Origin of the sequence: Rhodocytophaga rosea, assembly GCF_010119975.1 — a bacterium.
GTDB classification, from domain to species: domain Bacteria; phylum Bacteroidota; class Bacteroidia; order Cytophagales; family 172606-1; genus Rhodocytophaga; species Rhodocytophaga rosea.
In genome coordinates this window covers 6,377,856-6,398,623 of the sequence record NZ_CP048222.1, presented here as the reverse complement: position 1 = coordinate 6,398,623, position 20,768 = coordinate 6,377,856, and the positions used below count along the sequence as shown (strand labels likewise).

Here is a 20,768-nt window from a genome sequence, read left to right as displayed (position 1 = left end):
CCCGTAATAATATCACCGAAATGTTTGTATAAAAGTGGCTATGTACCATCCCTGAATTGTATCATACATAGCAACACCAAATTATGAAGGACCAGAGATTATAAAGGCCGTATTTTGATGTTCTTATACCAAGCCTGGCTGCCCCAGTCCTGAAGGCCGATACGTCCGGCAAATACCCCTTTGCTGATAGGTGACTGGCTGATGCCACTTTTGGCAAGGGCTTCCTGCCAGGTTTTGCCGTTCAGCTGGATTTCGTGGATTTGAATATCGTTGAGGAAAACATTCAGCATACCCTTTTTCAAAATTACATGCATGTGGTTCCATTCGCCCACCGGATTGGGCATACGGATGCGTGAACTGGCAATGCCAAACAAGTCGCCTGCTCGGCGGTTATTATCAGCGCCATCGCCATAAATGCCATTATCAGTCACCTGTACTTCTACAGCTGTGGTATAGGCGTGTTCATACTTTGGATCTTCGGTCACAAACAAGAATACACCGCTATTGGCAAGTTTGGTTATTTTCCAGTCAATTTTAAACTCAAAGTCTCCGGCAAACACCTCATCCGTTACAATATCGCCGCCATCTTTTGTTTTGTTGCCTGCCCGGGCAGGTACATACAATTGTAAAGCATCGCCATCAATCCGCCAGGCACTACCTACTCCTTTTGCTCCGTAAGTATGCCACCCTTTCAGGGTTTTACCATCAAACAACAGCTTCCATCCTTCCTTTTTTTCTTGCGGTGTTAATACATTAGCAGTCTGCGCATGGATACTTACAGACAAGAATAACAAAAACAACAATAAACCGTATTGTTTCATTGGCGTATGAGGTTTGAAATTGGAAGATAGAAATCAGTAAATAGTTAAATTATTTACTGCACAAATTAATCCAATTTTTTCCAATTTCCAGACTATTACTTCTTATGCTGCCTATTATTATGCTGCCTATTACCAGTCTATTTCCGGTTTGCCCTGAGAGCGCAGATATTCATTAGTTTGGCTGAAATGTTTGGTTCCAAACCAGCCGCCGTATTTGGCTGCCATTGGGGAAGGGTGTTTGGCTTTTAACACATAGTGCTTTTTGGCATCTACGATGGCTCCTTTTTTCTGGGCATAGGCTCCCCACAGCAAAAATACTATTCCTGATTTTTCGTTGGAAAGCGCCTTGATGGCAGCATCTGTAAACTCTTCCCAGCCTTTTCCCTGGTGCGAACCTGGTGTATTAGCCCGTACAGTTAAAGTAGCATTCAGCAAAAGCACTCCCTGCTCTGCCCACCTGGATAAGTTGCCGGATTTGGGTACTGGTTTTCCCAGGTCATCATGCAATTCTTTAAAAATATTGATGAGCGAAGGAGGTTTAGTAACGCCATCATTTACCGAAAAAGCCAGTCCATGTGCCTGCCCTGCTCCATGATAAGGGTCTTGCCCGATAATAACTACCTTCACCTGGTCGAAAGGACAGGCATCGAAAGCATAAAATATTTTACTTCCGGGAGGATAAACAGTTTGTGTGGCGTATTCTTGTTTTACAAAGGTGATCAGGTTTTGAAAATAGGTTTTTTCAAACTCCAGTGCGAGCCGTTGTTTCCAGGAATTTTCTATTTTAATATCCATGTAATATTTTTGTTCAATTATATCTAATATCTTGTATTATTGCAAAGCGTTTGCTGACGCTTTTTTATTAAAAATCGTTGGGATACCAAAAACTTATCGTTAAATTTAGTCGTTTACAAAACATTACCATTCCTGAGCGAATTATGATTACTGAGATTACACAAGGGGTAAAAGTGACGGTGGCAACGGAATATCAACCTGAATATTCAAGCCCTGTTCAGTCTCATTATGTTTTTACATATAAGATTAGCATAGAAAATTGCAGTGAATATACCGTACAATTATTAAGGAGGCACTGGTTCATTCATGATGCCAATGGAACGGTTAGGGAAGTGGAAGGCGAAGGTGTAGTAGGGCAGCAACCAGTACTCGAACCAGGCGAAACGCATGAATATATTTCCGGCTGTAACCTTAAAACAGGCATAGGAAAAATGAATGGTACCTATCTGATGGAACGGGTAGTAGATGGAAAAACCTTTCAGGCCCGTATACCTGAATTTGTAATGGTGGTTCCTTACAAGCTTAACTAAGTCATGTAATAAAAGAGTGTATTTTACTAACTGTAATACATTGCGCTGTTTATAAGTTTACTGCTTAATCTGTCCATTCTTTTTTGCTCCTCCGCTACCTGCTGTTTTTGCTTCGGTCTACTAATGAACATGGGATACACTCGCCCTTTGTATTTGAATTGTATACACAAGTCATTCAAAACAAATCCAGGTATTACGTATTTGATGAAATTGAAGCCCTGCGCCAAACCCTGCTTACCTCTACAGAAAGAATAACGGTGCAGGATTTAGGTGCCGGCTCTAAAATAAATGCAAGCAAACAGCGTAATATCCGTGATATTGCCAGACATACACTCAAAAATGCCAGAACAGGGCAGTTGCTATTCCGCCTTGTCAATCATTTTCAACCCCACACCATTTTTGATTTAGGCACTTCCCTGGGTATTACCACTTTATATCTAAGCTCTCCCAGTAAAAAGTCACAAATTTTTACTTTTGAGGGCTGTCCGCAGACACTACAGGTTGCAAAAAAGCACTTCGAGGCATTACAGTATTCCCATATTATTTCAGTCAGCGGCAATATTGACCAGACTTTACGGGCTGCCTTGGATACAGTTTCACAGGTAGATTTCGTTTTCTTTGACGCCAATCACCGGCTTGAACCTACCTGGACCTATTTTCAGCAATGCCTGGAGAAAGCACATGAAAACTCTGTATTTGTATTTGATGATATCTACTGGTCGGCGCAGATGGAACAAGCCTGGCAACGGATAAAAATGCATCCATCGGTGATGCTGACTATTGATTTATTTGATGTAGGACTAGTATTTTTCAGAAAAAATCAACCCAAACAGCATTTTGTGCTCCGGTTTTAATACACTGGTAAAGCAATAATTATGTAATTTACCGCTGTTTAGATTTTCACCAAGCAGTCAGTTTATACATTAATTTCATCTTTCAACAAATAATTTTCTAATTTTCAATCTTATAATAGTTCTATGAAGAAACTAGCAGTAATTGCCCACGATGGGAAAAAAGCAGAAATGGTAGCCTTTTTAAAAGACCACTGGCACTTACTGCACCAGGCTTCATTGGTGGCCACTGGCACTACCGGCGGATATGTAGAAAGAGCCGGGCTATCCGTAGAAAAAAAGCTTTCTGGTCCGCTGGGCGGTGATGCACAGATTGCGGCAATGGTGGCTGAAAAGCAATTGGATGCGGTTATTTTCTTCCGCGACCCCCTGGGAAAACATCCGCATGAACCAGATGTACAAATGCTTATGCGCCTGTGCGACCTACACGAAATTCCACTCGCTACGAATCCGGCTACAGCCAGGTATCTGGTTCTGGGTATGTTTGAGTAATACTATATTTTTTTGTCTTTACGGCGGGAGTTCATATAAAATATTGACTTGTAAAGTATTTAGCCAATAGTAGAATATACGCTTTACTTTGCAGTTGAACAGCTTTTAGCTTCAACTCTTAGCATCTATCAAAAATAGATTTCCTGGGCAAGCCGGAATGTATTTGCATGCGCTTCTACAATATCAGCAATCCGTTCAGAGTAGCCTCCACCCATACTGGCTGCTACCGGAATATGATGCCTTTTACACAGTTCCAGCACTTTCCGGTCTCGCTCCCGGCAGCCAGCCAGACTTACCGATAATCTACCCAGCTTATCCGTATTCAGTATATCTACCCCCGACTGGTAAAATATAAAATCTGGTACCTCTTGCTCAATTAAAGCAGGTAAATGAGTATCAAGCGCCTTCAAATAGGCTGCATCGGTTATTCCATCCGGCAAGGCTACATCCAGGTCAGATATTTCTTTGTGCATGGGATAATTACTGGCTCCATGCATACTAAAGGTGAATACTTCCGCTTTATCCTGGAAAATTTGGGCAGTACCATTTCCCTGGTGTACATCCAGGTCTACAATCAATATTCTGGCAGCTAGTTTCTTTTCGAGCAGGTAATTGGCAGCTATGGCAATGTCGTTCAGCAGACAAAAGCCTTCTCCCCTATTAGTAAAGGCATGATGTGTACCTCCGGCAATGTTCATAGAAACACCATATTCCAGTGCAAATAGAGCGGCCTGTACCGTTCCATTCATAATTACTACTTCGCGGAATACTAACTGAGGCGAAAGTGGAAAACCAGTCTTTCGGATCTCAGCTGGAGTGAGTTGCTGGTTGCGGAGTTTGTCCCAGTAGGTTGACTCATGGGTATTGAGAATATATTGGTCTTCAATTGGCGGCGGCTCAAAAAAATTCTCCTGCTGTAAAGTGCCTTCATATAATAACTGCTCAGGAAGCAAATTATACTTTTCCATAGGAAAACGGTGGCCCTCAGGCAAAGGGTGAGCATATACTGGTGACCAGGCTACTTTCAACATTAAAAAGAAGCAAAGAGATTTGAAAAAAACTACTATCGTAACTTTTAACCTTATGCGCAGATAATTGTTTAACGACTATACATAAAAAACCCTCCTATACAAATAAGTATAGGAGGGTCTATTGCAAATTTTGAATTTCCTGATAGGGTACGGAATCTATTGTTTAAATGGTACCGCTGGTTTCTGCTCCTTTAACACACTCTGTGAAGAAAGGCTTTCTACCACCTGTGCTTGCAAAGTTAGGCTTATCACCGGATTTTTCAGATCATTGGAAGTAAGGCTAACGGCCTCATTTTGCTGTTCAAGATTTCTGGGTCTGTAGGTTAATTCCAACGTAGCCTGTTCACCAGGAGCAATGGAATTTTTACTAACAGTATAGTTCACACAAGCACAGGCGCTTTGTAAGCGTTGAATCTGCAAATCACTTTTGCCGGTATTGTGCACGACAAAAGTAGTTTTGGCTGTTTGTCCTTTTTCCAGTTTGCCGAAATTATGGCTGTTTTTATTCAGAGCCAGTACTGGTGAACTGGCAATTTCTGCCGCAGTTGGGGCAGGCATCTGGTCTTTGCTAATCACACTCCCCTGAATAGTCAGAACGAGTGTAGCAGGTTCGGCATTACTTACGACTGTAATAGATTTGTTAAACATGCCTGGCCGTCCGTTGCTGTTATAAGAAGCCGTTACTTTTCCTTTTTTACCAGGCAATACAGGATCTTTAGTCCAGAAAGGGGTGGTACAGCCGCAGGAAGCACTTACGTTGGAGATGATCAGCGGCGATTTACCGGTATTGGTAAATTCAAACTCTTGCGTAGCCTGCACCCCTTCTTTCACCTGGCCAAAGTCATGGCTGGTTTTACTGAAAGTGAGCACAGCCTGCCCATAAGAAACAGGCACCAGGGCAATAACAAGCAAAAAAAGAATAAAATAGTTGAATTTCATGGGTATATAACTATTTATGAGGGTTAAAAACTGTTCGGTTATACAAATATACTAAATTTTGTATCTGTACCAGTATGCAAAAACAGCACGTTACTCACTAATCCTGTACCATGTAAGAAATGGATTTGAAAGCTAATGGATTTTACCTATTTTTGTTTGGATTGAACCTTTGAATCAACGTTCCTGAACCCTGATAAGCTGATTTATTGTGATAACAAACGAAATTTCTCCTCATACCACTTTTACCCGGCAGGAAGTCCTCAACGACTATCGCATTGCCTGCGAAAGCCGGCAGGCCAGCCTGATGGGACGTAAAGAAGTGTTTATGGGGAAAGCAAAGTTTGGCATTTTCGGCGATGGAAAGGAAGTAGCCCAGCTGGCAATGGCAAAGGTATTCAGAGAAGGAGATATCCGCTCCGGATATTACCGTGACCAGACATTTATGTTTGCTATCGGAGAACTTACTCTCCAGCAGTATTTTGCCCAGTTGTATGCACATACCGATATTGAGGCAGACCCGGCTACAGCCGGACGTATGATGAACGGGCATTATTCCACCAGAAGCATAGATGAGCAGGGAAAATGGAAAGACCTTACAAAGATTAAAAACTCTACTACTGATATATCTCCTACTGCCGGTCAAATGCCCAGGCTAGTAGGCCTGGCATACGCATCAAAGCTTTATAAGCATAATCCTGATTTACACTACCTCACTCAATTTTCCAATCAGGGCAATGAAGTTGCTTTTGGCACTATTGGGAATGCCTCTACCTCCGAAGGAATGTTTTTTGAATCGGTCAATGCAGCCGGAGTATTACAGATACCTATGTTTATTTCTATCTGGGATGATGAGTATGGGATCTCTGTTCCGGCGGAATACCAGACAACCAAAGGAGATATTTCCAAAATACTGGCAGGCTTTCAGCGCACTGAAGAGGAAGCAGGCTTTGAAATTTTCCGTGTAAATGGATGGGATTATGCAGGATTGTGTGAAGTTTATGTACAAGCTGCCCGTGTCTGCCGGGATGAGCATGTACCGGTATTGGTACATGTACTGGAAATGACCCAGCCCCAGGGGCATTCTACTTCTGGTTCACACGAGCGCTACAAATCCAAGGAACGGCTAGCCTGGGAACATGAGCATGACTGTATCAAAAAGATGCGGCAATGGATGCTGGAAAATGGTTTTGCAACCGCTGAAGAACTGGAAGCCATAGAAGTAAAATCTAAAGAGACAGTTAGAATTGCTAAGAATACAGCCTGGATTGCTTTTATGGAATCTATGCGCGCAGATTATGAAAGCGCCTTACATTTACTGGAAACAGCTGCCAATGAGAGCGCCCTGTACAAAACTGAAATTACCAATATCAGAGAATTACTGGTCAGAACGATTAACCCCATCCGTGCCGATGCTGTGGTGGCTGTTAAAAAAGCATTACGTATCCTGCGTACGGAGTCTGTTCAGGTAAAAGCTCAATTACAAACCTGGGTAAAGAATGCGATAGCCTTTAACTTTCAGAATTATAGTTCGCATCTCTACAGTGAATCTGCTGAATCTGCCCTGCATGTAAAAGCAGTAAAAGCGGTTTATAAAGAAGATAGCCCGTTGCTGGATGGCCGCGAAGTGCTAAAGGCTTGTTTCGATGACATGCTGGCCCGGGACCCCCGTGTGTTTGCTATTGGAGAAGATGTTGGAAAAATAGGAGACGTAAACCAAGCTTTTGCAGGCTTGCAGGATAAATATGGCGAACTCCGAGTAACAGATACTGGCATCCGGGAGGTTACCATTATAGGCCAGGGAATTGGCGCAGCTTTACGGGGCTTACGGCCAATTGCCGAAATCCAGTATCTGGATTACCTCATTTATGCCCTTATTACCTTGTCTGATGATCTGGCTACTTTGCAATACCGCACCAGAGGCGGGCAAAAAGCACCAGTCATTATCCGCACCAGAGGCCACCGGCTGGAAGGCGTATGGCATTCCGGCTCGCCTATGAGCATGATCCTGGGAAGTATGCGGGGCATATATGTACTGGTACCTCGTAATATGACACAAGCGGCCGGCTTTTATAATACCATGCTACAATCCGATGATGCAGCATTGATCATAGAATGTTTGAATGGATACCGCTTAAAAGAAAAATTACCGGCCAATATTGGTGAATTTTGTGTACCGCTGGGTATACCAGAAATACTCCGGGAAGGGACAGATGTTACGATTGTTACCTATGGCTCCATGTGCCGCATTGTAATGGAAGCAGCCCAGCAACTCGAACGAATTGGTATTTACTGCGAAGTGATTGATGTACAAACGTTGCTTCCCTTCGATATTCATCATTCCATTGTTCAGTCGGTGAAGCGCACCAGCCGGGTTGTATTTACCGATGAAGATGTGCCCGGAGGTTCTACTGCTTTTATGATGCAGAAAGTACTGGAAGAACAAGATGCCTACCGCTGGCTGGATACCAAACCACGCACTATTCCGGCCAAAGAACACCGTCCTGCGTATGCTACGGATGGCGATTATTTCTCCAAGCCTAATACAGAAGACATTTTCGATGTGGTGTATGAAATGATGCACGAATCTGACCCTGCGCAATTTCCTGCTATTTATTAATATTCAGTAGTTAAGGAACATCTCAATATGCTTCAAACAGAAAAGCCTTTGTTGTTGAAACAAAGGCTTTTCTGTTTGAAGGAAATATAGTCTATTTTTCGTTAATAATGACTTCCGAAGTTGTGATTGTATTACTAGCGTTTCCAGCCCGATCTAAAATATATATATCATATTTATATATGGCATTTGCCGCACTCGAAGGAGTTAATGGAAAAGAAACTGCATAGTATAACGTACCCTCAATAGGACCTTTTTTGCCTTCATTAAGTACTGGGAAATGCCCTTTAAGTGAAGGCAAGCGATCCTCAGGCACCCAATCCTCATTTACCTTCCGATATTGTTGTATATAGTAGTTGTAATATCTTGGATTAGGTGAAGTAGAGCCATCCGGATTTTGTATAAGTTGTTGATACGGAGGCGGATGGTTGTCGATTTCTTCTTGAGTAAGACCTAGATCACCATCCCCATCCTGAAATTTCAAGGCAATGGATATAGAGTCATTGGTATTCCCCAGACGATCTGTAACACGGAATTTTCTGATGTCCCGGAATGAGATTTTAGGCGCATCCGGAAAGTTTGGGCCTGTGATTAATTCACAGGAAAATGAACTGATTGTCAATATGACAAACCCGGCAGCATATAATATGTATCTTCTCAACATAGGAGGCTAAATAAAAACTAATTTACTAAAAAACATGAAAGCAATACTTTAGGTTTGCAAAAATCCAATTCTATTTAAAATATATTGCGGTGTCAGGGTCTTTTTTGCAACATTTCAAACATACGCTCTTTTCTACAAATTCAGGTAATTTTGAACAGAAAGCATTAGAACTGTTCCGTTATCAGGCTGAACACAATCCGGTATACCGGCGCTATCTTTCTCACCTTCCTTTTTCAGCTCAGCAGGTACAATCTATCTATCAAATTCCTTTTCTACCCATAGAGCTATTTAAAAGCCAGCGGGTGGTAACCGGCAATCCGGAAATCCAGGTTATTTTCGAGAGCAGCGGCACTTCCGGACAAACGCCCAGCCGACATTATGTAGCAGATCCCCTGTTCTACAAACAAGTGAGCCAGCACATGTTTGAACGATTGTATAAACCATTGAAAGAGTGCCATCTGTTTGCCTTGCTTCCCTCCTATCTGGAACGTAAAAACTCCTCTCTGGTGTATATGGTTTCGCATTTTATTCAGCAAAGTCAGTCTCCGTATTCAGGCTTTTTTCTGCACCAGAACGACGCATTAATAGATAAGCTAATCTCCTTACGCAACCATAGCGGTCAGGTAATATTACTGGGTGTAACCTTTGCTCTGCTTGACCTGGCAGAAGCCTATGCAGGAACAGATTTATCACATGTTATTCTGATGGAAACTGGAGGAATGAAAGGGCGGAGAGAAGAATTATTACGGGAAGAATTACATGAGGAATTGCAAAAAGCATTTAAAGTACCTGCTATTCACGCAGAGTATGGCATGACAGAACTACTTTCACAAGCGTATTCTACTGGCGGAGGCGCCTTTCAAACGCCTCCCTGGATGCGCATCCTGATTCGGGACGTAAACGATCCTTTTCATATCTACCAGCATTCCCGCAGTGGCGGAATCAATATTATTGATCTGGCAAATGTAGATTCATGTGCCTTTATTGAAACGAAAGATATTGGTATTCTTTCAGCAGATGGCACCTTTAGGGTATTAGGCCGATTCGATAATTCGGATATCCGGGGATGTAATTTGCTGGTAAGTTAAATTACTGACTTCATTCATTTATGAATAGCTTATTCGTGAGAAGTTGCTACCCAATTTTCAATTTTTCTGATGAGTTCTCCAGGAGAAAAAGGCTTGGATACATAATCGTTGACACCTGCAAAAAAACACTTTTCTATTTCTTCTTTAATCGCATGTGCAGTTAAGGCGATTATCGGAATTGTTTTTTTCTCAGCCATATGCTGTCTGATATATTTAATGGCCTGGTAGCCATCCATTTCCGGCATCTGAATATCCATCAATACAATATCAAAGTTGTTGTGCTGAAGCTGTTCTATCGCTTGTTTTCCATCGGAGGCAATTACGCCCTCATATCCATGATCTTTTAGCACTTTTGAAGTAATCATCTGATTGACACGATTATCCTCGGCAATAAGCACTCTTATTTTTTTATTTGGTAGCGCATGCTCGCTCACAGGAGGTAAAGATCTTTTAACTACCTGCTGGTTTACTTTAAATGGCAATTTGAACTGAAATGAAGAGCCTTTTCCAGGTATACTATTCACCCATATTTCCCCTCCCTGTTGTTCAACCAGGCGTTTGGTAATAGCCAATCCTAGGCCAGTACCTCCATATTTGCGGGTAGTATCATTGTCGGCTTGTGTAAAGCTCTCAAAAATAGTGGAGATTTTTTCGGCTGGAATACCAATTCCACTGTCTTCAACAGTAAACATAATCGTAAGTACATCCTCAGCAGTCTGGGCAGTCTTTTCAACCTTTACGCTGATGTAGCCAGTTTCGGTGAATTTAATCGCATTTCCAATTAAGTTATTGAGGATTTGGGTAAGCCGGTATGGATCTCCGGTAAACATCGGAGGCAAATTTCTGTCAATAGTTATTTCCAGGGTAAGGCCCTTCTCCTCAATTTTGTTTTTAAACAAACCTGTCAGCGCAGACATTACTACCTGAATATCAAAAGGGATACTCTCAAAATTAATCTTACCGGATTCTATTTTTGAAAAATCGAGTATATCATTAATAATCACGAGTAAATTGTCTGTACAACTTTGTATAAATTGCAGGTACTCTTTTTGTTCCTGGTTCAAAGGTGTTTCCAGCAACAGGTTAGTCAGACCCATAATGCCATTCATGGGCGTACGGATTTCATGGCTCATATTGGCCAGAAACTGTTCTTTAATTTTTAGAGATTGCTCTACTAGTTCTTTCTCCCGCTCAAGTATCATTTTTTGTTTACGCAATATGAGCTGTGCTATTATTTCCTTAGCCAAAGTGCGTAAAGCTTCTTTTTGTTCCGGGCTGAGTTTTTTCGGAACTGTATCAATTACACACAGCGTACCTAGTTTATGTCCATCCGGCATAATCAGCGGAGCACCGGCATAAAATCGGATATAAGGCTTACCAGTAACCAGCGGGTTATCAGCAAAACGGATATCCTGCTGAGAATCCTGCACTTCCATTATCTGATCTTCCATAATGGTATATTTACAAAACGCATATTTGCGAGGAGTCTGTTCTAATTCAAAACCAACTCTTGATTTAAACCACTGCCGGTTTGTATCAATAAAACTAACTGTAGCCATGGGTACCTGGCAGATATAAGCCGCCAGTTTTGTAATGGCATCATAGTCTTCTTCTGGTAGCGTATCGAGTATATTACAACTTTTAAGTGTTTCTATGCGTTCTTTTTCATCCGCAGGGACAGGAAATTCCAGTCCGTCCATCTCTTGGTTCATAACAGGAAAGAATAAAAAAATTTCAAAAAAAATAAAGCCGCAATAATTAAAATAGCTTACCGGGCAATTACAAACAGAGCTGGCTATTGGAGATTTATAATAATAAATGTTAATTCATCTGGCAGAAAACAAATTGTATAATGTCAGATCAGGCAAAATAAGCTAGTATTCCTGGCATTATCACTACCTACAGCATTTCTTTCAGGGCTATTCTGGAGAACTGTTTCTTATAAGTGACAAGGGTATTTAATAATATTAAGACTACATGATATACCTTACACTTATTTTATATACGTATAAGTAGCCCCTACAGATTAGGATTAATACTAGAATTTTCTGTTTTTTACAAGAGAAAATTTGGCAAAAGCCTTATAGGCAACATTTTGATAAGCTTTAGTATGGCTATCGCAGGCAGGACCAGCTTAATCATACAGTTAACATTATTTCTGGTGTGGAGTAAACATATTAAAAAAAGTACAAGCTCATCCTGCACCTAAGAATTCACTAATAGCTTGTTTTGCACTGCACCACAAATGCATACCGGCAAGTCAGTTTTATAAGGCTGCCTAAGATTTTCTAAAAAAGATAGTAAAAGCAGAACCTTGCCCCTCCTGGCTTTCTACCTGAACACGTCCACCATAATTTTCGACAATCCTTTTCAGAATATATAAACCAATTCCGCTGCCTTCCACATGGGTGTGTAAGCGCTTAAACATGGTGAACAATTTGTATTTTTGTTTCTCGGGTATACCTAATCCGTTGTCTTGAATAATGAGAACAATGTCATGTTCAGTTTCATAGGTGGAAGCAAAAATTTCTATGATTTTATTCTCTGAACGATATTTGATGGCATTGGAAAGCAGATTATAGATAATGCTTCGCAGGTTTTTCCGGGCATATGGCATACTTTCTACCCGAAAATCTGTATGAATCACGGCTCTGGATTCTGCAATTAAAGTATCAATGTCCATACTTACTTCCTGGAATATTTCCGGAAAAGAAACACTTTCAAAATCAGTATCTATTTCCCGTTGTACCCTCGAAATTTCTGTTAAATCACTTATCGTCTGTTTTAGCCGGCTTACCGCCTCCCCAGCAAATCTGAGCAGGGTTTGTTCGCTCGCTGAGGATGCCGGCAGTTGTTTTTGAAACCGTGTAATGATTCCTTCCAGATTTACCACTGGTGAACGCAGGTCGTGAGAGGCTACATATATAAAGTTATCCATATCTGTATTGATACGCTCCAGTGCCCGGTTTTGCTCATAACTTTCCTGCAGGGCTTTCTGCAAGGCTTCTTCAATGGTTTTCTGCTTGGAAATATCGGAGACAACTGCATAAAGACCAGCCACTTTTTTTCCTTCCCAATGTGGAATATAATCGCCTGTTATAAAACGGTTGCCAATATGTTTGTAGGAAACTTTTGTTTCAAAGTGCACCCTTTCACCTTGTAATACCTTATCTACATAAGGCACTAAAGAATAGTAAGCATCCTTCCCTAATACCTCCTGCATATGTTTGCCATAAATGGATTCAGGTTCCAGTCCAAACCACTCCTGATACGCTTTGTTATTAAAGCGATACCTGTGATCTTTATCGATATAGGTGATGAGTATGGGTACGGCATCTGTCACCAGGCGGAGTTGTTCTTCACTTCTACGCAAGGCTTCTTTAGCCATTTTTTCATCAGTAATATCCCGCTGCGTACACCATACCCGCAACAGCCTGCCCCCTTCAACAATGCCAATCAGATTATTGAGAAAATATTTGGGTTTGCCATCTTTATCAATCTCCTCTGATCCGGCATCTTCAAGGCGGTATCCGGAAGTGATAAAATTACTTAAGTAGGTTACGTTTACCGGATTATCAGGTGGAAGGAAAGTACCCAGAGAAACTCCGGTGATTTCTTCCGCTTGTGAAAAGCCATACATCTGGGCGAGTGCATCATTACATTCTGATAAATATCCGTACTGAAAGTAAAGCGCCAGTTGCTTCTCTATAGGCAAGGAAATGTCAACCCCACCGATCTCTTCCAGTTCAAATCTTCCTATACCTTCCGAACTCTGATTAAGGAAAATCCGGTAACGCTCTTCACTTTTGCTGAGTTCTTCGGTGCGTTCTGCCACCCGTTGTTCCAGTTCCTTATTTAATTTCTCAAGTTCAATTTCTGCTCCCTTGCGGCCGGTAATATCATAACAGGTTGCCCTTAGTTTTTTATTTCTTCCTTCATGTTCCAATATACACTCTCCTTGTGTATAGATCCACCGGATACCTGCATCCGGGCGGATGATGCGGTGTTCGTACTGGTAAGGAATGAATGTCTGAATAGACTTTTCAATCAGATTTCTAATCAACTGCCGGTCATCCGGATGTACATAGGTGAAATATGTCTCAAAGTCGGGCGCTGGCTCTGTTTCATCCATCCCAAAAATGCGTTTCATCTCATCCGACCAGTATATCTGACTGGTGTTCAGATTATATTCCCAGCTGCCCAGCTGCGCAATACTTTGTGCTTCTCTAAGCCGCAATTCATTTAAAGCAAGCGCTTCCTGTATTTCCTCCAGTTGGGTAAGGTTTTCCTGTAATTCTTCATTGCCTGCTTCCAGTTCTTCCTTCTGGGCCTGCAATTCTTCGTTTAAGCTACGTAATTCATCTTGCTGCTCTTTTAACTTCTGTTCTGCTGCCTTCCGTTCCGAAATATCCCGTAGAATACTCACATAACTGCTCACTTCATTATTTTTATTATAGAGGGGAATATTAAAAGCTTCGTACCAGCCTGCTTTATATTTATAGGGCCTGTCGGCGAAATGCACTTTTTCGCCTTTGAATACTCTTCCGAGAAGTTTATATTCTTCAGAATTGATGTAATCTGGAAAAACATCTAATATGCTTTTGCCGATAATAGCTTCCTTTTTAATTCCATTGCGTTTTTCCAGTTCCGGACTCCATTCCAGTACCCGCATATCTTTGTCATAGGCCGAAATACCATCTACGCTGTTTTCGATAATTGAGTGAAGGAATTCATTCTTCCGGTGCAGTTCTTCCTGCTGAATGTCTATATATAACTGGAAAGCATATTGCTCAATCTGACTGTATAAGTGTTCAAGTTCCGATAAAATCTGAACCGCCATTGCTACGTCAGAAGTGAACCGTGGCATAAATTGGAGCATAATCCGTTTCCTGATGCTATATCCGAGCACCAGATCTGATACTTGTACATTTTCCTTCGAAATACCCGGAAGCCGGCCTGCTTTCCACTCGTTAAGGTTTGCCTGGGTAGCCTCTATGAGCCGATTGTTTTGAATTTGTTCAAAATACTCTTCAAAGCTTTTTCTGGACATTGCCTGTAGTTCCTGTTCACTCAAATGTGCAAACAAGGCCAGTAAAGGTAAATTCACCTGCCGGATCAGCTTAAAATTCTCTGCAATTAATTCATCCATACAGTTTTGCTGCAAAAATGCCGCAAAAGCCTTCAGGTTGTCAGAGATAAGAGGCAGATTGGTATTAGAAAGAGTCATCAATGTAAATTATAGTCACTTTAGCTGGAAACATACTAAATCTTAACAGAAAATTCACCAAGCTATTCTTTTCATAGTGAATTAACCTATCTGTTATTCGATTGTTTTCTATCCTTAAAAAGGGAAGAAAACGGCTAAAAACTTACCTATGTTGAAGATAAGGAATGTAACTCAAACAACGCATCTGTCAAACCTGTTTTCAGAAATTAATAATTTGTATAATCTATAATCAGCGGTTTACCAGAATTTATGTTACGCTCTATTTCCAGGTATTTTTCCCGACTTATACCGTTTCTATTTTTTATCGTTCATTGTTCGTTTTCCCAGCAAAACATTCCTCCCCTGCAGCAGGAAGCCATTCTTCTCAGTAAGGTTCTGGAGAAAAATCATTATCAACCCAAACAGCTGGACGAAAAACTATCCAGGCAGATTATTTTAAAATTTATTGATCTCCTGGATCCGGATCATGTGTATTTTAAAGCACCAGATGTAGAAGCTATTTTACTGTATAGTACTTCCTTGCCAGATGAGATCAATGGAAAAAGCTGGAAGTTCCTACCACAAGTAACGGCCCTCTATAAACAAAGGCTCCTACAAGCCGATAAAATGAGCAGCGAATTACTTCAGAAGCCTTTTACTTTCCTGGCTTCAGAAACCATTACACTCAACATAGAAGACAACCTTGATTTTGCAGCTACAGATAAAGATTATATTCTACGGTGGCAAAAATGGCTAAAATACCAAACCTTGCAACAATTAGTAAACCTATACGACCAGAAAAATATTTCTGCACCAGATAAAGGCGCACAAGTACTTTCCAAAGAGCCAGCTATGCGCCAGAAGGTACAGCTCATTCAAAAAAGGGCAATCAAGCGGATTCTGGAACATCCTTCCGGATTTGAATCGTATATAGCTTCCTTATTTTTCAGGGCATATTCCGCCAGTTTTGATCCGCATACAGTATATCTGTCTAAGGCAGACCGGGACAGGTTTGAAGCAGCCTTATCTACCGAAAGTTTATCTTTTGGCATTGACCTGGATGAAAAAGACAATGGAGATATTGAGATTGCACGCGTTACGCCGGGAGGTCCGGCCTGGAAATCCAATGAGCTGCATAAAGGGGATGTACTTACTGCATTAAAATGGCAGGGAAAGGATGAAACTGACCTGGCGGGAGCAGATATAGACGAAGTGGAAACAATACTGGAGACATCTGCCACTGGAAAACTGGAAATAACCGTCAGAAAAAGTAATGGTGGCCTACAAACTGTTTCGCTGTTGAAAGAGAAAATACGGGCAGATGAAAACATTGTAAAAAGCTTTATTCTGAAAGGCGATAAAAAGATAGGTTATATTTCGCTGCCTGGGTTTTATACCGAATGGGAAAATTCCTCCAGTCAGGGTTGTGCCAATGATGTTGCGAAAGAAATTGTAAAGCTTAAGCATGAAAACATAGAAGGTTTAATTCTGGACATTCGTTTTAATGGTGGCGGCTCACTCACCGAAGGCATCAACCTGGCTGGTATTTTTATCAACGAAGGTCCCTTGTGTGTGATTCATGACAGAGGGACTAAACCTAGTGTACTAAAAGATAATAACCGGGGTACTATTTACGATGGGCCGTTGGTAGTAATGGTAAACGGCCAGAGTGCTTCTGCTTCCGAAATACTGGCTGCCACCTTACAGGATTATAACCGGGCTGTTATTGTAGGCTCTCCAACTTTTGGTAAATCTACCGGACAGGTTATCCTACCACTGGATACCTCTCATATTCATCCCGTTAACCGTGTCAAACCTAACCTTCAGGCAGGTTATGCCAAAGTAACGGTGAGTAAATTATACCGGATTACTGGCACGAGTGCACAATTAAAAGGCGTAAAGCCAGATGTAGTGTTGCCAGATATTTACCAGAACTTCTATCATAGGGAGAGTATGTATCCTTTCGCACTTACTTCCGATTCTGTAGCCAGAAAAATTTATTATACAGCCCTTCCAGCTTTACCTATTACCTCTCTTTCCCAAAAGAGTGCGGATAGAATAGGTAGTCATCCAGCCTTTGCTACGGTGAAAAAGCTCAATGAAATCCAGCCAGATTTTTTTAAGGAAACAAGCCAGACTATTCCTCTAGAGCTGACTTATTTTAAAACCAGAGCATCTGAGATGTATAACTGGTATGAAGCGATAGAAAAAGTAAGGGAGAAAAAAACAGAAATATATACAGTGGAGAATACTAATTCCGACAAAGAATTACTGCGCATGGATAGTTACGGAAAAGAACTCAACGATCATACCCTTCAAAGCATTCAACATAGTTTTTATATCGAAGAAAGCTATAAAATTATTGGTGACTTAATTCTACTGCAAAGGAATAAATAACAAATGTCAAGAACAGGTTTTAGTTCCTGCCATTTTTTCAATGATTTCACATTCTTTATTCACAGTTTACTCCTTTTATGAAAACAATTTTACTCCCATTCAAGGCTTTTATTCTAGTATGTCTGATTCTGTTAGCCGGTTTACCAATGGCCAAAGGCCAGGCACCTGCAGATGCAGGTTCGTATATGTCGTTTATTGGCCAGCAATACAGGGAAATCAACAAAGATTTTTTAAGTTATACCAGCGCCGTTGCCCATGGAAAAAGCGCCAGGAAAGTGGAAAACCGTCGCCAGACACTCATGAAAACAGTAACCGAGGCTCGCAGAAACATTGCCACTATGGGTGCTTTTCAGGGGGATAAAAGCCTAAGGGACTCTACAGTACGTTATCTCACAATTTCATACCATGTATTGAATGATGATTATGGAAAGATTATGAACCTGGAGGAAGTTGCCGAACAGTCGTATGATGCCATGGAAGCGTATCTGCTGGCACAAGAAATTGCCAGCCGTAAGGTAAGTGAAGCCGGTGAGAGATTACAGGCTATGGAAAAGGCTTTTGCAGCCAAACACAAAGTGAATCTGGTTGAATCCAAGGATGAATTATCAGAGAAATTAGAAAAGACTGGTAAAGTAAATGAGTATCAGCGGGCTTTATATCTTATCTTTTTTAAGAATTATAAGCAGGAAATGTATATGCTGGATGCCATTCAGAACAGAAATATCAATGGTATTGAGCAAAACAAGAATTCTTTGATACAATATACACAAGAAGGGCTTTCCAAGTTAGATACTATTCATGCATTTAACGGCGACCGTTCATTGGTTACAGCTACTAAGCAGATGCTTGAATTTTACAAGCAGGAATGCACACAGAAAATGGCAATCATCACTGATTTTTACCTGAAAGAAGAAAATTTTAATAAAATCAAAAAAGCCTTTGAAGCCAAACGTGAAAAAGAACGTACGCAGGCTGATGTAAACCAGTATAACAAAGCACTGGAAGAAATGAATAAAGGTATTACTGAATTTAATAAGACCAATAACCAGTTGTACGCCAGCCGCAAAGACCTGCTTGAAAACTGGAACAAAGCTTCCCAGAATTTACTTGATAAACACACACCCCGTTCAAGATAATTCTAGATTAATAGTTATGATATGCCATGGGTATTAATTGTTTTAGTACCCATGGCTTTTTAATGGCCACCTCCTTATTTTTTTATCAGTTTGCCAGTCCCTTTAATATTACTGCTCATAGTAAGCGGCTCGCTATAATATACCACATTGCCACTTGCAAAAATTTCTACATTGCCTTCCTGCACTGGAAATATCCTGATTTCATTGCTTCCTTCATGTTTTACATGACAGTTTATAGCCTTCAATTTCTCAGCAAATACTCTTCCTATTCCTTTATGCATCCATATATCCAGATTATCTGCCCGGCCATTCAACTGGATAAATGAATGCGAATTGCTGTATGCTATTACTATGCCAGCATTGAGTTGTAAATCAATATTTCCCCCGGCATCCAGAGAATAAATGGTGAGATTATCAACCTGTAATACATCTGAACTATTAATTGTACCATATCCCCGGTGAATGAGTGAAACAGCATCTTCTGGAAGGGTGAGTGAAACAGTGATGCGGTGCTTAAAATTCCGCAACCAGTTACAGGTATTCCTATTACTTATAATTAATGTGTCTCCCTGGCTTTGGAGAGCAATTTTTGGCATCAGGTTCTTGCCAGCCTCCACAGTAGCCACATTATCAGTTCCGTTTTTAACCACCAGATCTATATTATCTTCCAGAATAACATAATGAAAGGGAGTTACTACTTTCTCAACCTGTAGGATTTCTCCGGTACTTTTAGCACAATCAAAAGCATGCTCCTGATTGCAGGATACATTAAATAATAATATTCCTGTTCCTAAGAAATTGATAACACTTGTGGCTATTTTTCGCATTTGAAAACAATCCATATCTTTCTCCAGGCAAAGTTTCCCATTTTCTTAAAGAAATGTACGGTAAAGCAGAAAATTAGAAAAGATTTTTACCTTTGTACACTGACTTTTTTTGAGAAACATAAACCTACGAATTATGAATGGACAAAAAATAACCATTAGCAACGGCGTATTACAAGTGCCTGATCAGCCTGTGGTTCCTTTTATTGAAGGCGATGGTACAGGTCCCGATATCTGGGCTGCCTCTGTACGGGTAATTGATGCCGCTGTTGAAAAAGCATTTAATGGCAAGAAAAAGATTGTATGGAAAGAAGTACTGGCTGGGGAAAAAGCATTTAACAAGACTGGCAACTGGCTTCCTGAAGAAACTCTTACCCAATTCCGGGAATACTTGGTGGGAATTAAAGGTCCGCTGACTACGCCTGTAGGGGTGGTATCCGTTCTTTGAATGTAGCCCTGCGCCAGGAACTTGACCTATATGTTTGTTTACGTCCGGTGCGCTGGTTTGAAGGCGTACCTTCACCGGTAAAGCGCCCAGACTTAACTGATATGGTTATCTTCCGGGAAAATACTGAAGATATCTATGCCGGTATTGAGTGGATGGCCGGCACCCCGGAAGTAAAGAAAATCCTGGACTTTATGAAAGCAGAAATGGGCGTAAAGAAAATCCGTTTCCCTGAATCTTCGTCCATCGGTGTAAAACCTGTATCTAAAGAGGGCTCTGAAAGGCTGATCCGGGCTGCTTTCGAATATGCGATCCGCCATAAAAAACCTAGTGTTACCCTAGTACACAAAGGCAATATTATGAAATTTACTGAAGGTGGTTTCCGGGATTGGGGATATGCATTAGCGAAAAATGAGTTTGGTGCTAAAGATCTGGATGGAGGTCCATGGCAAATAATAGAGAAGGATGGACATAAGATAATTGTAAAAGATGCAATTGCCGACGCCTTCTTGCAGCAGATTCTGCTTCGTCCGGAAGAATACTCAGTCGTAGCAACCCTTAACCTTAACGGTGATTATATTTCTGATGCATTGGCTGCTATTGTGGGTGGGATTGGAATTGCGCCTGGTGCCAACATCAATTATGTAACCGGACATGCTATTTTTGAAGCTACCCATGGTACAGCACCTAAATATGCAGGTCAGGATAAAGTAAATCCAGGATCGGTAATTCTGTCTGGTGCAATGATGCTGGAATATCTGGGCTGGCAGGAAGCTGCTACTCTTATTTATGAAGGTCTGGAAAGAACTATTGGTTCAAAGCGGGTGACCTATGATTTTGAGCGGCTGATGGAAGGAGCAACTCTATTAAAATGTTCTGAATTCGGAACGGAAATTATCAAGAATATGAAACCTGTAGGCGTTTCTGCTTAATAG

Annotated in this window: 15 protein-coding genes and 1 pseudogene; 8 read left to right on the top strand and 8 right to left on the bottom strand. The window is 41.1% G+C overall.

Annotated features, from left to right (window positions below):
- Positions 1-98: 98 nt before the first annotated feature.
- Together GXP67_RS26385 and ung are read right to left on the bottom strand one after the other, a co-directional pair.
- Positions 99-821 (bottom strand): 3-keto-disaccharide hydrolase, encoded by a 723-nt coding sequence (locus GXP67_RS26385; RefSeq protein ID WP_162445894.1) that lies wholly within the window; start codon positions 819-821, stop codon positions 99-101.
- Between the two features lie 129 nt (positions 822-950).
- Positions 951-1,616: a uracil-DNA glycosylase gene (ung, locus tag GXP67_RS26380; RefSeq protein WP_162445893.1), complete on the bottom strand. Its 666-nt coding sequence runs from the start codon at positions 1,614-1,616 to the stop codon at positions 951-953.
- 143 nt (positions 1,617-1,759) lie between these two features.
- On the opposite strand from ung, the gene apaG reads away from it, so the two are divergent.
- The 3 genes from apaG to GXP67_RS26365 all read left to right on the top strand — a co-directional run bounded on the left by apaG (position 1,760) and on the right by GXP67_RS26365 (position 3,489).
- Entirely contained in the window at positions 1,760-2,146 is a 387-nt protein-coding gene (gene apaG, locus GXP67_RS26375; RefSeq protein ID WP_162445892.1) for a Co2+/Mg2+ efflux facilitator ApaG/CorD, read from the top strand.
- Between the two features lie 83 nt (positions 2,147-2,229).
- Positions 2,230-3,000: an O-methyltransferase gene (locus tag GXP67_RS26370; protein ID WP_162445891.1), complete on the top strand. Its 771-nt coding sequence runs from the start codon at positions 2,230-2,232 to the stop codon at positions 2,998-3,000.
- A 123-nt stretch (positions 3,001-3,123) separates the two neighbouring features.
- Positions 3,124-3,489 (top strand): methylglyoxal synthase, encoded by a 366-nt coding sequence (locus GXP67_RS26365; protein WP_162445890.1) that lies wholly within the window; start codon positions 3,124-3,126, stop codon positions 3,487-3,489.
- Positions 3,490-3,617: 128 nt separating this feature from the next.
- Here the strand turns inward: GXP67_RS26365 and GXP67_RS26360 are convergent, their stop codons facing one another.
- Together GXP67_RS26360 and GXP67_RS26355 are read right to left on the bottom strand one after the other, a co-directional pair.
- Positions 3,618-4,520 carry a histone deacetylase family protein gene (locus tag GXP67_RS26360; RefSeq protein WP_162445889.1) on the bottom strand — a complete coding sequence of 301 codons (903 nt, stop codon included), beginning with the start codon at positions 4,518-4,520 and terminating at the stop codon, positions 3,618-3,620.
- 156 nt (positions 4,521-4,676) lie between these two features.
- A complete protein-coding gene (locus tag GXP67_RS26355; protein ID WP_162445888.1) occupies positions 4,677-5,459 on the bottom strand; it encodes a DUF1573 domain-containing protein in 783 nt (260 codons plus the stop codon).
- Between the two features lie 208 nt (positions 5,460-5,667).
- Here GXP67_RS26355 and GXP67_RS26350 point away from each other — a divergent pair, with 208 nt between their 5' ends.
- Positions 5,668-8,076 (top strand): alpha-ketoacid dehydrogenase subunit alpha/beta, encoded by a 2,409-nt coding sequence (locus GXP67_RS26350; RefSeq protein WP_232064609.1) that lies wholly within the window; start codon positions 5,668-5,670, stop codon positions 8,074-8,076.
- A gap of 91 nt (positions 8,077-8,167) precedes the next feature.
- Here GXP67_RS26350 and GXP67_RS26345 read toward each other — a convergent pair whose 3' ends face one another.
- On the bottom strand, positions 8,168-8,737 hold the full coding sequence (locus GXP67_RS26345) for a hypothetical protein (protein WP_162445887.1): 570 nt from the start codon (positions 8,735-8,737) through the stop codon (positions 8,168-8,170).
- An 89-nt stretch (positions 8,738-8,826) separates the two neighbouring features.
- On the opposite strand from GXP67_RS26345, the gene GXP67_RS26340 reads away from it, so the two are divergent.
- Complete coding sequence (locus GXP67_RS26340; protein WP_232064607.1) at positions 8,827-9,825, top strand: LuxE/PaaK family acyltransferase; 999 nt, start codon at positions 8,827-8,829, stop codon at positions 9,823-9,825.
- A gap of 29 nt (positions 9,826-9,854) precedes the next feature.
- On the opposite strand, the gene GXP67_RS26335 is transcribed toward GXP67_RS26340, so the two are convergent.
- Complete coding sequence (locus GXP67_RS26335; protein WP_162445886.1) at positions 9,855-11,537, bottom strand: GAF domain-containing hybrid sensor histidine kinase/response regulator; 1,683 nt, start codon at positions 11,535-11,537, stop codon at positions 9,855-9,857.
- A gap of 566 nt (positions 11,538-12,103) precedes the next feature.
- A complete protein-coding gene (locus tag GXP67_RS26330) occupies positions 12,104-15,052 on the bottom strand; it encodes a PAS domain-containing sensor histidine kinase (RefSeq protein ID WP_162445885.1) in 2,949 nt (982 codons plus the stop codon).
- 249 nt (positions 15,053-15,301) lie between these two features.
- On the opposite strand from GXP67_RS26330, the gene GXP67_RS26325 reads away from it, so the two are divergent.
- Together GXP67_RS26325 and GXP67_RS26320 are read left to right on the top strand one after the other, a co-directional pair.
- A complete protein-coding gene (locus GXP67_RS26325; protein WP_162445884.1) occupies positions 15,302-17,428 on the top strand; it encodes a S41 family peptidase in 2,127 nt (708 codons plus the stop codon).
- Between the two features lie 77 nt (positions 17,429-17,505).
- On the top strand, positions 17,506-18,564 hold the full coding sequence (locus GXP67_RS26320; RefSeq protein ID WP_162445883.1) for an LIC11966 family surface protein: 1,059 nt from the start codon (positions 17,506-17,508) through the stop codon (positions 18,562-18,564).
- Between the two features lie 74 nt (positions 18,565-18,638).
- Here GXP67_RS26320 and GXP67_RS26315 read toward each other — a convergent pair whose 3' ends face one another.
- Positions 18,639-19,406 (bottom strand): GIN domain-containing protein, encoded by a 768-nt coding sequence (locus GXP67_RS26315; RefSeq protein WP_162445882.1) that lies wholly within the window; start codon positions 19,404-19,406, stop codon positions 18,639-18,641.
- A gap of 118 nt (positions 19,407-19,524) precedes the next feature.
- Between GXP67_RS26315 and icd the strand changes: the two are divergent.
- Positions 19,525-20,765, top strand: a pseudogene (gene icd / locus GXP67_RS26310) (NADP-dependent isocitrate dehydrogenase).
- Positions 20,766-20,768 lie beyond the last annotated feature (3 nt).